Below are 13614 nucleotides of genomic sequence, written 5' to 3' on the forward strand. Positions count from 1 at the left end.
GTCTTGGCCCGGATCCGCTTCACCAACGTCAACAAGAAATACGCCAACGGCTTCCACGCCGTTCGCGATCTCAACCTCGATATCGAGGATCGCGAGTTCATCGTCCTGCTTGGCCCGTCGGGCTGCGGCAAATCCACGACCCTCAACATGATCGCGGGGCTCGAGGAGGTCTCGGACGGCAATCTGATTTTCGACGAGCAGGTTGTGAATTACGTCCCCCCGCACAAGCGCGACGTCGCGATGGTCTTCCAGAGCTACGCGCTCTATCCGCACAAGACGGTCTACGACAATATCGGCTTCGGTTTACGGATGCGGAACGTGTCGAAGGAAGAGATCGACAGGCGCGTGCGCGACGCGGCGCAAAAACTCGAGATTTCCCATTTGCTCGACCGACGCCCGTCGCAGCTCTCGGGCGGCCAGCGTCAGCGTGTGGCGCTGGGGCGCGCGATGGTTCGCGAGCCTGCGGTATTCCTGATGGACGAACCTCTCTCGAACCTCGATGCGGCGTTGCGGATTTCGATGCGTGCGGAGATCAAGGAACTCCATCGCGCGATGCAGACGACTTTCGTCTATGTGACCCACGATCAGGCCGAGGCGCTTACCCTCGCGGATCGTATCGTGGTGATGAATGACGGTGTTGTGCAGCAGATCGGCACGCCGGATGATATCTACGAGCGTCCGGCGAACACCTTCGTCGCTTCCTTCCTCGGGAGCCCGCCGATCAACTATTTCGACGGGGTGCTCGAAGTCGGGCCGGATGACCGGATGAGCTTCATCCGTGACGGGTTGCGTCTCGCTTTGCCGGCGGCTCATGCGGCGCGACTCAAAGGGCAGGACGGCCGCGCGGTGCGGCTAGGTATCCGGGCCGAGGATGTCGCCGAAGGCCCTGCGGAGCTTGAGGTCAACGCGCTGAGCGGCACCGTGAATTCGGTGCTTCCGGTCGGCTCGGACCAGTACCTGGGAATGGATTTCGGCGGCGAAGAGCTGTTCTTCCGCGTCGGCAAGGATCTACGCCACGCCTTCGGTGAGAAGATCACCCTCGCCGTTGACCTCAACCGCCTGCACATCTTCGATCGTGAAACCGGTCAGTCGCTGATCTGGAACGCAGTCTGAAGCGATGAAACCGGCCCAATTCACCTACCACCGGCCCGCGAGTCTTGCAGAGGCTTTGGCACTTTTGCGCACGCACGGGTCTTCCGCGAAGTCGCTCGCCGGGGGGCAAAGCCTCGGTCCGATGCTGAACATGCGGCTGGCGCGGCCGGACCATCTCGTCGATCTCAACGACTTGATCGAGCTCGACAGCGTCCGGGTGAGCGATGACGTGGTCGAGATCGGCGCACTGACGCGCCATCACCGCGTGGCGAATGCGCCGGAATTGCGCCGCAGCCTTCCTCTTCTAAGTGCCGCCGCCGCATCCATCGGGCACTACGCCATCCGGCAGCGCGGAACGATTGGCGGCAGTCTCGCCCATGCGGACCCGGCGGCCCAATTGCCGCTGATTGCGGTGACCCTCGGCGCGTCGCTGGTGATCGCGGGTCTGCAGGGCACTCGAAACGTCGCTGCGGCCGATTTCCTGCAATCGATCATGACAGTCGATCTGCGCGAGGGCGAACTCATCACCGCCCTTCGCTTTCCGCTGCCTGTTGGCGGTTTTTGGGCCTTCGAACATTTCTCGCGCCGCCATGGGGATTTCGCGATCGTGAGCGTTGCGTTGAACTTCGCGCAGGATGCGGACGGCAAGATCGATGCGCTGAGGCTCGGTCTCGGTGGCGTCGATACCGTCCCGCTGCGCTTGCCCGAGATCGAGGCGCGCGCGCAGGGCAGGCCGGCAGATGAAGACACCATTCGCGAGCTCGCTGCGGCAACTGCCTCGGCGATTGCGCCAGAGGACAGCGCGCAGGTGCCCGCTAGCTATCGCCGGAGGCTGGCCGAAACGCTTGTCATTCGGGCGTTCCAGTCCGCTCTGAACCGGGAGGAGGGCGCATGAACGCTCACAAACCTGAGCCCCTGACCCTGTCGCTGAGCGTGAATGGCCAGACCTATGATTTGCAGGTGCCCGCGCGCAAGCTGCTGTCGGATGTCCTGCGCGAGGATCTCGGCCTGACGGGCACCCATGTTGGTTGCGAGCACGGCGTCTGCGGTGCGTGTACCGTGCTGATCGACGGGCGTCCGGCACGCGCCTGCCTGACCTTCGCAGCCCAGATGGAAGGTCACGATATTACCACGATCGAGGCTGTAGGGCGGCCCGATGCTCTCTCGGTCCTGCAGCAGGCTCTGCATGAGGAACACGGGCTGCAATGCGGTTTTTGCACACCCGGCATCGTGATGACCTTCGAACACTACCTGCGCGAGAACCCGGCCCCGACCGCAGATGAAGTGCGTGACGTATTGTCGGGGAATCTGTGCCGCTGCACGGGCTATCAGAATATCGTGGCTGCAGTGCTGAAGGCTGCCGCGCGGATGCGGGGAGAGGCGGCATGAGCGACGCCTTCACCGAGATCGGCCGCGCCCTGCCGCGCAAGGAAGACCGCCGTCTCGTCACTGGCCGCGGCCGCTATCTCGACGACCTCGCCTTTCCTGGCGCGCTGCATGTGAGCTTTGTGCGTTCGCCGCATGCCCATGCACGCATCCTCGGGATCGACAGCGTTGAAGCCGCTGCAATGCCGGGCGTCATGGGTGTATTCACCGGACGCGATCTCGATCAGTGGACGACGCGGCTGCGCCTCGCTCCGCCGATCGAGGGGTTGCAGCCGACCGAGCTCACGACGCTGCCGATCGACAAGGTGCGGTTTCATGGCGATCCCGTGGCCTGTGTGGTCGCGACAGATCGCTACCTCGCCGAGGATGCGGCCGAATGTGTCGTTGTCGACTATGAACAAATCCCGGCCGTGACCTCGATCGAAGAGGCCTTTGCGCCCGATGCCGTGCTGGTCGATGAAACCTTGTCCAGCAACATGGTCTCGCACCAAAGTCTGTGTGTCGGCGATCCCGCAGCACGGCGGGCAGAGGCCCATCGCGTGGTCTCGGCGCGTTTCGCCCTCCACCGCCACACGCATGTCCCCCTCGAGACGCGCGGCTGCGTTGCCGATTGGGACGACGGTCGAGCGCATCTGAATATGCATATCGGCAATCAGGTTCCGCACCCGCTGCGCAGCCAGCTCGCCGCGCGGCTGGGCCTCTCCGAAAGCCAGGTCACGGTGATGAGCCCCGATGTCGGCGGCGCTTTCGGTCAGAAGATCGCGCTTTACCGCGAGGAACTCGCTGTGGCGGCTCTCTCGCGTCATCTCCGCCACCCGCTGCGTTGGCGCGAGGATCGGATGGAAAACCTGATGGCCGCCGCCCATGCGCGCGAATACGAGTGTCGCACACGCGCCGCGGTCAGCGAAACGGGTAAGATCCTCGGGCTGGAACTCGAGATCGACGAGGATTTCGGAGGCTATTGCTTCTACCCGGCCAATTACATGGCGCGGGTCATCGCGCTCATCATGACCGGCCCGTACCGCATCCAGGATTATGCCTATGAGGTTCGCGTCGCCCTGACGAACAAATGCGGCGCCGGTCCTATGCGTGCGCCGATGGCGGTCACGAGCTGGGTGATGGAAGGCACGATCGACGCGATTGCCCGCGAGCTTGGCCTCGACCCGGTTGAAGTGCGCCGTATCAACGCGCTTGGCCCGGGGGACCTGCCCTACACGATGCCGACGGGCGAAGTCCTTGAAGATGTCACCCCGAAGGAAACGCTTGAAACCGCCGTTGCCGCAATCGATGTCGCGGCGTTCCGTGAGCGGCAAGCGCGGGCGCGGTCCGAGGGGAGGTATCTGGGGCTCGGGCTGTGCACCGTGATCGAAAGCACGACCTATGGATCGGAATTCTACAAATCCGCCGGCATCCCGGGATCGGGGCACGAGGCTGCGTGGGTGCGGATCGAACCCAGCGGGGCGGTCAATGCCTCCGTCGGGCTGATGGGCACGGGGCAGGGCTACGAGAGTCCGCTTGCGCAGGCCGTGGCCGAAGGACTCGGAGTGCGCTCGGAAGACGTCACGGTCCACATGGGCAACACGGACATCGCGCCCTACGGCATGGGCAGCCGCGGCGGTCGCGGCGCCACTGCCGGGGGCGGGACGCTCTATCTGTGCGCGCTCAAGGCGCGCGAGCGGGTGCTCGCGATCGCGGCTTCGATGCTTGATCTCAACGATGCTGGCGGGCTGCGGATGCGCGCGGGGCACATCGAGCGAATGATCGGTGAGGATTGGCAGAAAACCGGGCTTGCTCTGACGGATATCGCGCGGCGTGCCTATCTCGACCCGCTGGCGCTGCCAGAGGGTGTCGCGCCGGGGCTCGATTTCTCGCATAGCTATGACCCACCCGCGATGACCTATTCGAATTCGACCCATGCCTGCGAAGTGGAGGTCGATCCGCAAACGGGTGCGATCTCGATCGACCGCTATATCGTGGCCGAGGATTGCGGCACCGTTCTCAATCCGATCGTCGTGCGCGGCCAACAGCAGGGCGCGATCGCGATGGGGCTGAGCGGCGCGCTGCTCGAACAGGTGATCTATGACGGCACCGGGCAGAACCTTTCGGCGACGCTCGCCGATTATCTCGTGGCCTCCCCGAATGAATTGCCCGAATTCGAGATCCTGCATCACCACACTCCGAACCAACGCACGCCTGCCGGGATCAAGGGCATGGCCGAAGGCGGAGTGATGGGCGCGATCGGTGTGATCGCCAATGCGGTGAGCGATGCGCTCGCCCCCCACGGAGTGACGATCGAGCGTCTTCCGCTGACCCCTCAATCCATTTGTGCGCTCCTGCAAGAGGCAGCGACCAGCCCAGCGAAAAGGACCCAGCTGTGATGGAACAGAAACCCACTGTCGGCTTCATTGGCCTCGGAATCATGGGGCACCACATGGCGGGGCACATCCTCGCTGCGGGCTACCCGCTCAATATCTACAATCGCACCCGCGCCAAGGGCGACGATCTGGTGGCACGGGGCGCTCAGTGGTGTGACAGCCCCGGTGCGGTTGCCGCGCCCAGCGACATCACGATCACGATCGTGGGTTACCCTGCCGATGTCGAACAGGTCTATCTCGCAGATGGCGGGATCCTCGCCAGCGCGCGGCCGGGATCCGTGCTGATCGACATGACCACCTCGAGTCCGGCCCTCGCCGCGCGGATCGCGCAATCGGGTCTCTTGAGCGGTGTTGCGGCCCTAGATGCCCCGGTTTCGGGTGGCGATGTCGGCGCGAAAGCGGGAAAGCTCGCGATCATGGTGGGGGGCGACAAACGCACCTTCGATCGTGTGTTGCCGGTGCTGGAAGTGATGGGGGCGAATATCGCGCTGATGGGCAAGGCAGGTGCAGGCCAGCACACCAAGATGGCGAACCAGATCGCGATCGCCTCGACCATGCTCGCGGTGGCCGAAAGCGTCAGCTACGCCCGTGCCGCCGGTTTGGATCCTGCGCAGGTTCTGAAGGTTATCGGAACCGGGGCGGCATCGAGCTTTCTGCTCAACGGGCTCGGGCCGAAAATGGTAGAAGAGGATTTCGCTCCCGGTTTCTTCATTCACCACTTCGTCAAGGACATGACCATCGCGCTGGATGAGACCGAAAGACTTGGTCTCGATCTGCCGGGCCTCGCTCTCGCGCGGAGCCTGTATCTCAAGCTCAAGGACGATGGGTTCGGTGAAGAGGGCACGCAAGCGCTCTACCGTGCATATAACGCGATCCACTCGGAGGCGGGTTGATGCAGTTCGAGGGCGATCACCTGATCCCGGCGGATCCTGAAACGGTATGGCGCGGGCTCAACGATCCGGAGGTCTTGCGCCGCGCGATACCGGGCTGCGAGGCGATGGAGCAGACAGGTGAGGCCGAATATACCGCGACAGTCGTCGCACGGGTTGGGCCGGTTGCGGCAAGCTTTCGCGGCAAGGTCGAGCTGTCCGATCTGGTCCCGCCCGTGTCCTACCGGATCACCGGACGCGGGCAGGGCGGGCCTGCGGGCTTTGCCAAAGGGGGCGCGGAAATCAGGCTCTCTCCCGAGGGCGACGGCACGCGGTTGTCCTACATCGCCGATGTCGAGGTGGGCGGTAAGCTCGCGGCGGTTGGCGGACGGTTGATACAGGGCGTCGCACGCAAGAATGCCGAGGATTTCTTCAATGCCTTCTCGCGGGTCGTGACCGGAGATGCCGAGTCAGAGACTCCTGCCCGTGAGGGCTCTGCTCGGCCGGGCGCGATGGCCGCTGCCGCAGCGGGGCATATCCCGCTGATCGACCGTGTCGCATGGCTTCTGGTCGGTCTCGGTCTTGGTCTCGGGATCTGCTGGCTCTTCGGTTGAAAGGACGCGCGATGAATATCTCCCCGGCGATCAAGGCGATGGAAAACCAGCTTGTCGAGTGGCGGCGCGCGCTGCATCGCCGTCCCGAGCTGGCGTTCGAGGAGCATGAGACCGCCGCCTTCATCGCCACCCAGTTGCGGGCTTTCGGACTTGAGGTGCATGAGGGGTTGGCCGGCACCGGGGTAATAGGCATTCTGCGCAATGGCGAGGGGCCAAGTGTCGGTCTGCGCGCTGATATCGATGCGCTGCCGATAGCGGAATTGACCGGGGCCGACTATGCCTCGGAAACTCCCGGCAAAATGCATGCCTGTGGCCATGACGGGCATACAACGATGCTGCTCGGGGCCGCGCAGGTGATGGCGGCCGATCCGCCCGGGCCGGGGACAGTCGTATTCATCTTCCAGCCCGCCGAGGAAAACGAAGGCGGAGCGCGGGTGATGATCGAGGATGGCCTGCTCGAACAATTCCCTCTCGACAGCACGTATGCGCTGCATAACTGGCCGGGGCTGGAGGCGGGCAGGATCGCAATGCGTGCAGGCCCCGTCATGGCCGCTTTCGATACGTTCGAACTGAAGGTGATGGGCAGGGGATCGCATGGTGCGATGCCGCATGAGGGGATCGACCCGATCACGCTCGCGGCGCAATTGCAGATGGCCTGGCAGACCATCGTCAGCCGCGCCGTGGATCCGACCGACGCGGCGGTGATTTCGGTGACGCAAATCCATGCGGGCCACACGCTCAATGTCATCCCCGATGAGGTGATCCTGCGCGGCACCGTGCGCACGTTGCGGCCCGCGACGCGCGATTTCGTTCAGGCCGAGATGACGCGCCGTGCCGAAATGATCGCTGAGGCATTCCACGCCTCGGCCGAGCTAACCTATCAGCGGCGCTACCCGGCAACGATCAACTCCCCCGAGGCGGCCGAGACTGCGCGCCGCGCGGCGGAGGCGATTGTGGGGCGCGATGCGGTGCAAACCGATTACGCGCCGAGCATGGCGAGCGAGGATTTCGCTTTCCTTTTGGAAAAGGTTCCCGGTGCTTACGGCTGGATCGGGAATGGATCGGCCGAGGGCGGGCGCAACCTCCACAGCCCGCACTATGATTTCAACGACGAGATCCTTCCGCTTGGTGTGCAATTCTTCGTCGAGGTCGCGCGGCGTGCCCTGATCGGAGCGAACGAATGACGGGGCGTCCATGACCCATCCCGCCGCGCAAGATCCCTGGCAGGAGCTTTCACAGACGGAAGCGCCCGGCGCGATTGCGGTGATTTCGGGGATCGAAGGTCCGGCCTATCGAAATGCCGGAACTGCGATGGCGATCTTGCATGACGGTCGGCGCATCGGCGCGCTCAGTGCTGGCTGTATCGAGGAAGATGTGGCCGAACATGCGCGAGCGGCGCTCCTCGACGGGAAGGTTCGCAAGCTGCGCTACGGCGTGGGCTCGCCCTTTTTCGATCTGAAGCTGCCCTGCGGCGGAGCACTCGAGGTGACCGTGATCCCGGCACCTGACCGGGAGTTGCTGGGTGAACTCGCGGCACGTCGCGCCCGCCGCGAAGAGACAGCGCTATGGCTGAGCGCTTCCGGCGATCTGCGTTTTACGGAGGAGGGCGCGGCGTCCGGGAAACCCGACGGGTTTCGCATCGCGTTTCGCCCCGAGCCACGCTTCGTGATCTTCGGCGCAGGGGCCGAAGCGGTGTTTTTCGCGGATCTCGTGCGCGCCACCGGTGCGCCGCATCTTCTTTTCACGCCGGAAGACGCCACCTTCGTCAATGCCAAGGCTGCCGGCTGCACTGTGCGTCAACTGACCCGTACAGGAGTTCCGCCAGAGGCTGCTATCGACGCGCGCACCGCCGTGATCTTGCTATTCCACGATCACGATTGGGAGCTGGGTATCCTCGAGGGGGTGCTCGCGACCCAGGCTTTCTACATCGGGGCGCAGGGGAGTGTGCGCACCCAGACCCGACGGCAGGAAGGCTTGCAGGCCCGTGGTCTCGCTGCCGCGACGCGCGCGCGGGTTCACGGACCGATCGGGTTGATCCGGTCTGCGCGAGAGCCGCGACTGCTGGCTGTATCGGTGCTTGCCGAGGTCTTGGCTCAGGCGGAGAGCCATCCCTGAATTTTACCTGAACAGAGCAAGCGGGCTTGAGGGGCGGTGCCCCTTATCCACGCGATGCTTTCTCGGCGATGCCCGACGTGCCTTCGCGGCGCTCCAGTTCGGCGAGAACCTCGGCAAGGGGAATGTCGCGCGCAGCCAGCATCACCAGCAGGTGATAGAGCACATCCGCCGCCTCGTAAGTCAGGTTCTCCCTGTCGTTCTTCGCGGCCGCGATGATCGCTTCCACCGCTTCCTCACCGAATTTCTCGGCGCATTTCTCCGGCCCCTTGGCAAGAAGCTTGGCCGTCCAGGAGGTTTCCGGGTCGGCACCCTTACGGGCTTCGATGGTCGCCGCGAGTTGCTCCAGAATGCTCATTGCAGCCTCATCGGGATGCCCGCGGCGGCCATGTATTCCTTGGCTTCGCGGATCGTGAATTCGCCGAAATGGAAGATCGAGGCCGCGAGCACGGCTGAGGCCCCGCCCTTGGTCACGCCTTCCACCAGATGTTCGAGATTGCCAACGCCCCCGCTCGCGATCACGGGCACGTCTACCGCGTCCGAAATCGCTTTCGTCAGTTCGAGGTTGAAACCTGCCCGCGTGCCGTCGCGATCCATCGAGGTCAGAAGGATCTCGCCCGCGCCTTTCGCGGTCACCGTGCGGGCGAATTCGACCGCGTCGATGCCGGTGGATTTGCGCCCGCCATGGGTGAAGATCTCCCAGCGGCCCGGCTCCACGGTCTTGGCGTCGATCGCGCAGACGATGCATTGCGACCCGAAACGATCTGCGGCCTCGGCGATCACGTTGGGATCCGCCACGGCGGCCGAGTTGAACGACACCTTGTCGGCCCCGGCCAGCAGCAGCGCGCGCACATCCTCGTGGCTGCGAACCCCGCCGCCCACGGTGAGCGGCATGAAGCATTGCTCGGCGGTGCGGGTCACCAGATCGAACATCGTGCCGCGGTTTTCATGGGTCGCGTGGATGTCGAGGAAGCACAACTCGTCGGCGCCCGCTGCGTCATAGGCTTTCGCGGCCTCGACCGGGTCGCCCGCGTCGATCAGGTTGACGAAGTTCACGCCCTTGACCACGCGGCCATCGGCCACGTCAAGGCAGGGGATGATGCGGGTCTTCAGCATGGGCGGGCTCCTTTGGCGCCTTCATAGCGCGCAGCCCGCCGAAGGCAAAGAGGGAACGCACAGCACTCAGAGTGCCTCGACAGGGCATTGGGGCAGCAGTTTGCGCACCATCGCCGAAGAGCAGAGATCCGTCGCGGGCGTGGTGACTGCAGCCGACGCGCCAGCGGCTCCATGACGCAGCGCCTCGGGGAGCGATTTGCCGCGTGCGAGCGCGAGCGTGAACGCGGCCACGAAACTGTCCCCCGCACCAACTTTCGAGACGACCTTGACCGGGGCGGCCTTGGCAAACCAGCGCCCCTCGCGGGTGGCCAGCACGTTACCATCCGCGCCGCGCGCCAGGATCACTGCATGGGCGAGGCCGCGCGTCACCAGTTCCTGCGCGAAATCCGCGCTGTCGGTGCGCTCGGGCAAGGTGCGCCCGGCCAGTTCCTCGGCCTCCAGTTCGTCCATGCGCAGCACGTCGGCGGGCTTGGCCTCGGCGCTCAACAGGTTGTGCAGCGCCTTGCCGGAGGTATCGAGAAAGAGCTGTGCGCGGGTGCGCGAGATCCGCGTCGCAAGTCTTGCGGGGAAGTCGTCGGGCACGCCGGGTGGCTGGCTGCCCGAGAGAACCACGATCCCGCCTTCGGGCGCGGCCCTTGCGATGCGGCTGAGGGCTTTGTTGACGTCAGCCGGGCCCCAGTCCGGCCCCGGCATCACGAACCGGTATTGCTCGCCCGTGGTTTGATCGGTTGCGGTGAGGCTCATCCGGGTCTCGCCCGGTGCGGGGAAGGGAAAGAGACCGATCCCAGCTTCGGCCAGTAGCCGCATCACCTTGTCACCGGTCGTTCCGCCGAGCGCGACGAAGGCGGTGGAGTTGCCCCCGAGCGAAGAGATCGCTCGGCTGACATTGAGGCCACCACCTCCCGGATCCGTCAGCGGCCGGGTGCAGCGCAGCTTGCGCTCGGGCGTCACCGTGTCGGCCTCGATCGAGAGATCGACGGTCGGGTTCAGCGTGATCGTCAGGATCGAGGTCATCGCGCGCTCCGCAGCTTTGTTGCACCCGGATCATCGCAGCTGTGCGCCTGCGATCAAGGGTACAGATGCGGTTGCAAATGGAGAGGCGCGCCGCGCGAATGCCGCACGGCGCGCCTGCCCGGGGCGTATGCGCCCCGCTCAGAGATTGAGCTGATAGGTCATCGGGTGGAAATGGAACCCGTCGCCCGTGGCCTCGAGATGGCCGACGCCGGGGAAGGGCATGTGGTAGCCGATGAAGGCCAGCCGATCCGCCGCCACCATGCCCAGAAGCGATTTGCGGGTGGCGGCCGCCGCTTCCTTGTCCATGTCGTATTTCACTTCCCAATCGGGTTTCTGGAGCGACCAGACATAGTGGTTGGTGGTGTCGGCAGCGAGCATCAGACCCTTGCCGCCAGACTCGAGCCGGAACGCCATATGACCCGGCGTATGACCGAAGGCGTCGACAGCGGAAATGCCCGACACGACCGAATCGCCGCCCTTGAGGAAGGTGATCTTCTCGGCCAGCGGGCGCACCTTGGCCTCGAAAGTCTCGTTGCCCGCGTTCGACCAGTGATCGAATTCGACCTGGCCGGTCACATATTTGGCATTGGCGAAGGTCTCGCCACCGTCGCCCATCAGCCCGCCGATATGGTCACCATGCATGTGGGTGATGACGACGGTCGTGATCTCGTCGGGCGAATGGCCCGCAGCGGCGAGCGCGGCGGTGATACCGGCGGGCATGAGGCCGGTGTCGAAGAGGATCTTTTCCGAGCCGGTCTCGACCAGCGTGGGGGTGAAGAAATTCAGCGATTTGTCATGCGGGATGAAGGCATTCTGCGAGACTTCCGCAAAATCTTCGGGGCTTGCGTTCATGCCGAAGATGGTCTGCGGGTTCTCGAGTTCGCGGGTGCCGGCAAGCAGGGTCGTGACGGTCATGTCGCCAAGCTGCATCCGACGATAAAGCGGGATCGCGGGCGGGGCCTCGGTGCTCTGGGCGGCAGCGCGCGTGCCGGTCAGGATCGCGGGGGCTGCGGGCAGGATCGCTGCGGTCTTGAGCGCGGCACGGCGGGTCATCAAACTCCTCGTCATCTCAATTCTCCCTGTCATGGTGGATGAACTCCCAGTTCCGAAGTCTAGCGCAAAGCGCTGCTTCTACCGATATGTGAACGTGCGTGAGCGTGAGATGGTTCACTCCCACCAGCGGTCGATCGAAGAAATGTCGTCATCCGACCACCCGAGGTGATGGGCGAGTTCGTGCACGAAGATGTGGGTGACCAACGTGCCGAGGCTCTCATTGCCCCGCGAAACCCATTCGTCGAGGATCGGGCGGCGGAAGAGCCAGATCACATCCGCATGTCCGCCCGGGTCCATCACGGATTTCTCGGTCAGGGGCACGCCGTCATAAAGACCGGTCAACTCGAAAGGATCTTCGATCCCGAGTTCGGCGAGCATCTCTTCAGAGGCGAAATCCTCCACACGGATCGCGACGCCCTCGGCGGCCTTCGCAAACGCTTCGGGAAGGGCGGCGCGCGCAGCCTCGGCCAGAGCCTCGATTTCCTCGATGCCCGGGGCCATCACATCACGCCAGTCGTCGGTCTCGCTCATCGCTTTCTCCAAGCCGTCCTGCACCTCTCGCATAGCCCCTCATATGGACAAACGGGCCGCTGTGTGAAAGAGCAGGCCCCAACAGGAGTTTGCCCAGATGACCACCGTTACCCGTTTCGCCCCGTCGCCCACCGGCTATATCCATGTCGGCAACCTGCGCACCGCGCTGATGAACTACCTGATCGCCCGCAAGACCGGCGGCACATTCATCCTGCGCCTCGACGATACCGACCAGGAACGCTCGAAGCAGGAATATATCGACGCGCTGAAGCAGGATCTCGAATGGCTCGGCATCGAGTGGGATCGCGAGGAACGCCAGTCGTTGCGTCTCGAGCGTTACGCCGAGGTGGCCGAGCAGTTGAAAGCGGACGGCAAGCTCTACGAATGCTTCGAGAGCCCGACCGAATTGGACCTCAAGCGCAAGAAGCAGCTCAACATGGGCAAACCGCCGGTCTATGACCGCGCGTCGATGCATCTGAGCGAGGCCGAGAAAGAGGCGCTGCGCGCCGAGGGCAAGGAAGGCTACTGGCGCTTCAAGCTCGAACTCGAGCGGATCGAGTGGACCGACGGCATCCTCGGCGATCTGTCGATCGACGCGGCCTCGGTGTCCGACCCGGTGCTGATCAAGGCCTCTGGGCAGGTGCTCTACACTTTCGCCTCTCCGGTGGACGATGCGGATATGGGCATCACCCATATCGTGCGCGGCGGCGATCACGTCACCAACACCGCAACCCAGATCCAGATCATCGAGGCGATCGGCGGTAAGGTCCCGGCCTTCGCGCACCATTCGCTGTTGACCGGCCCGCATGGCGAGGAGCTGTCGAAGCGCCTTGGCGCGCTCTCGATCCGCGATCTGCGCGCCGAAGGGATCGCGCCCGAGGCACTTTTGTCGATGATGGCGCGTCTGGGTTCGAGCCAGCCGATCGAGCTGAAGATGTCGATCGACGAGCTGGCCGGCGGGTTCGAGTTGAGCCAGTTCGGCTCTGCGCCGACCAAGTTCGATCGCAACGACCTGATCCCGCTGACCCGCGCGCGCAACCAGCACCTGCCGTTCTCGGCAGTGGCCGACCGGATTGCGGCGCTGGGCATCCCCGAGGATCAGCGCGAACGCTTCTGGGCCGTAGCCTCGCAGAATATCGACACGCTCGACGATCTGGCTGGCTGGGCTGATCTGTGCCTGAACGGCGCCGAGCCCGCGATTGCCGAGGAGGATCGTGACTTCATCGCGCAGGCCATGACGATGCTGCCCGACGCGCCTTATACCGAGACCACCTGGAAGGATTGGACCTCGGCGGTGAAGGAGGCGACGGGGCGCAAGGGCAAGGGGCTTTTCATGCCGCTGCGCAAGGCCGTGACGGGCATGGATCACGGCCCTGACATGGGCGAGCTGATGCCGCTTTTGCACAAGGTGCGCGCGAAGGGCTGAGGCGGGCGCAGATGGCCTGCACCCCT

At 64.4% G+C, this 13614-nt stretch carries 14 protein-coding genes; 9 read left to right on the plus strand and 5 right to left on the minus strand.

Going from position 1 to position 13614, the window contains the following annotated elements:
- Positions 1 to 3 precede the first annotated feature (3 nt).
- Genes ugpC through BMI90_RS15560 form a run of 8 tightly spaced genes read left to right on the plus strand, consistent with a single transcriptional unit; the run spans position 4 to position 8451 of the window.
- The gene (ugpC, locus tag BMI90_RS15525) at positions 4 to 1113 is read left to right on the plus strand and encodes a sn-glycerol-3-phosphate ABC transporter ATP-binding protein UgpC (protein ID WP_078530414.1); all 1110 of its coding nucleotides are present in this window, start codon (positions 4 to 6) and stop codon (positions 1111 to 1113) included.
- A 4-nt stretch (positions 1114 to 1117) separates the two neighbouring features.
- Positions 1118 to 1987 (plus strand): FAD binding domain-containing protein, encoded by an 870-nt coding sequence (locus BMI90_RS15530; protein WP_078530415.1) that lies wholly within the window; start codon positions 1118 to 1120, stop codon positions 1985 to 1987.
- On the plus strand, positions 1984 to 2481 hold the full coding sequence (locus BMI90_RS15535; protein ID WP_078530416.1) for a (2Fe-2S)-binding protein: 498 nt from the start codon (positions 1984 to 1986) through the stop codon (positions 2479 to 2481). Before BMI90_RS15530 ends, BMI90_RS15535 begins: the two co-directional genes overlap by 4 nt.
- Entirely contained in the window at positions 2478 to 4856 is a 2379-nt protein-coding gene (locus BMI90_RS15540; RefSeq protein ID WP_078530417.1) for a xanthine dehydrogenase family protein molybdopterin-binding subunit, read from the plus strand. The genes BMI90_RS15535 and BMI90_RS15540 overlap by 4 nt, the downstream gene beginning before the upstream one ends.
- Positions 4856 to 5746 carry an NAD(P)-dependent oxidoreductase gene (locus tag BMI90_RS15545; RefSeq protein ID WP_078530418.1) on the plus strand — a complete coding sequence of 297 codons (891 nt, stop codon included), beginning with the start codon at positions 4856 to 4858 and terminating at the stop codon, positions 5744 to 5746. The genes BMI90_RS15540 and BMI90_RS15545 overlap by 1 nt, the downstream gene beginning before the upstream one ends.
- A complete protein-coding gene (locus BMI90_RS15550) occupies positions 5746 to 6336 on the plus strand; it encodes a carbon monoxide dehydrogenase subunit G (RefSeq protein ID WP_078530419.1) in 591 nt (196 codons plus the stop codon). The genes BMI90_RS15545 and BMI90_RS15550 overlap by 1 nt, the downstream gene beginning before the upstream one ends.
- A gap of 11 nt (positions 6337 to 6347) precedes the next feature.
- Positions 6348 to 7520, plus strand: a complete 1173-nt coding sequence (locus BMI90_RS15555) for a M20 aminoacylase family protein (protein ID WP_078530420.1) — start codon at positions 6348 to 6350, stop codon at positions 7518 to 7520.
- A 10-nt stretch (positions 7521 to 7530) separates the two neighbouring features.
- Positions 7531 to 8451: an XdhC family protein gene (locus BMI90_RS15560; protein ID WP_078530421.1), complete on the plus strand. Its 921-nt coding sequence runs from the start codon at positions 7531 to 7533 to the stop codon at positions 8449 to 8451.
- 43 nt (positions 8452 to 8494) lie between these two features.
- On the opposite strand, the gene BMI90_RS15565 is transcribed toward BMI90_RS15560, so the two are convergent.
- From BMI90_RS15565 to BMI90_RS15585, 5 genes are all read right to left on the minus strand, one after another.
- On the minus strand, positions 8495 to 8806 hold the full coding sequence (locus tag BMI90_RS15565; RefSeq protein WP_078530422.1) for a phosphoribosyl-ATP diphosphatase: 312 nt from the start codon (positions 8804 to 8806) through the stop codon (positions 8495 to 8497).
- The gene (gene hisF / locus BMI90_RS15570) at positions 8803 to 9564 is read right to left on the minus strand and encodes an imidazole glycerol phosphate synthase subunit HisF (RefSeq protein ID WP_078530423.1); all 762 of its coding nucleotides are present in this window, start codon (positions 9562 to 9564) and stop codon (positions 8803 to 8805) included. The genes BMI90_RS15565 and hisF overlap by 4 nt, the downstream gene beginning before the upstream one ends.
- 66 nt (positions 9565 to 9630) lie before the next feature.
- Positions 9631 to 10578, minus strand: a complete 948-nt coding sequence (locus BMI90_RS15575) for a 1-phosphofructokinase family hexose kinase (protein ID WP_078530424.1) — start codon at positions 10576 to 10578, stop codon at positions 9631 to 9633.
- Positions 10579 to 10716: 138 nt separating this feature from the next.
- The gene (locus BMI90_RS15580) at positions 10717 to 11646 is read right to left on the minus strand and encodes an MBL fold metallo-hydrolase (RefSeq protein WP_078530425.1); all 930 of its coding nucleotides are present in this window, start codon (positions 11644 to 11646) and stop codon (positions 10717 to 10719) included.
- 99 nt (positions 11647 to 11745) lie between these two features.
- A complete protein-coding gene (locus BMI90_RS15585) occupies positions 11746 to 12162 on the minus strand; it encodes a metallopeptidase family protein (protein WP_078530492.1) in 417 nt (138 codons plus the stop codon).
- Between the two features lie 97 nt (positions 12163 to 12259).
- Here BMI90_RS15585 and gltX point away from each other — a divergent pair, with 97 nt between their 5' ends.
- Positions 12260 to 13588 (plus strand): glutamate--tRNA ligase, encoded by a 1329-nt coding sequence (gltX, locus tag BMI90_RS15590; RefSeq protein WP_078530426.1) that lies wholly within the window; start codon positions 12260 to 12262, stop codon positions 13586 to 13588.
- Positions 13589 to 13614: the final 26 nt, after the last annotated feature.

Source organism: Thioclava sp. L04-15, assembly GCF_002020275.1.
Classification (GTDB): domain Bacteria; phylum Pseudomonadota; class Alphaproteobacteria; order Rhodobacterales; family Rhodobacteraceae; genus Thioclava; species Thioclava marina.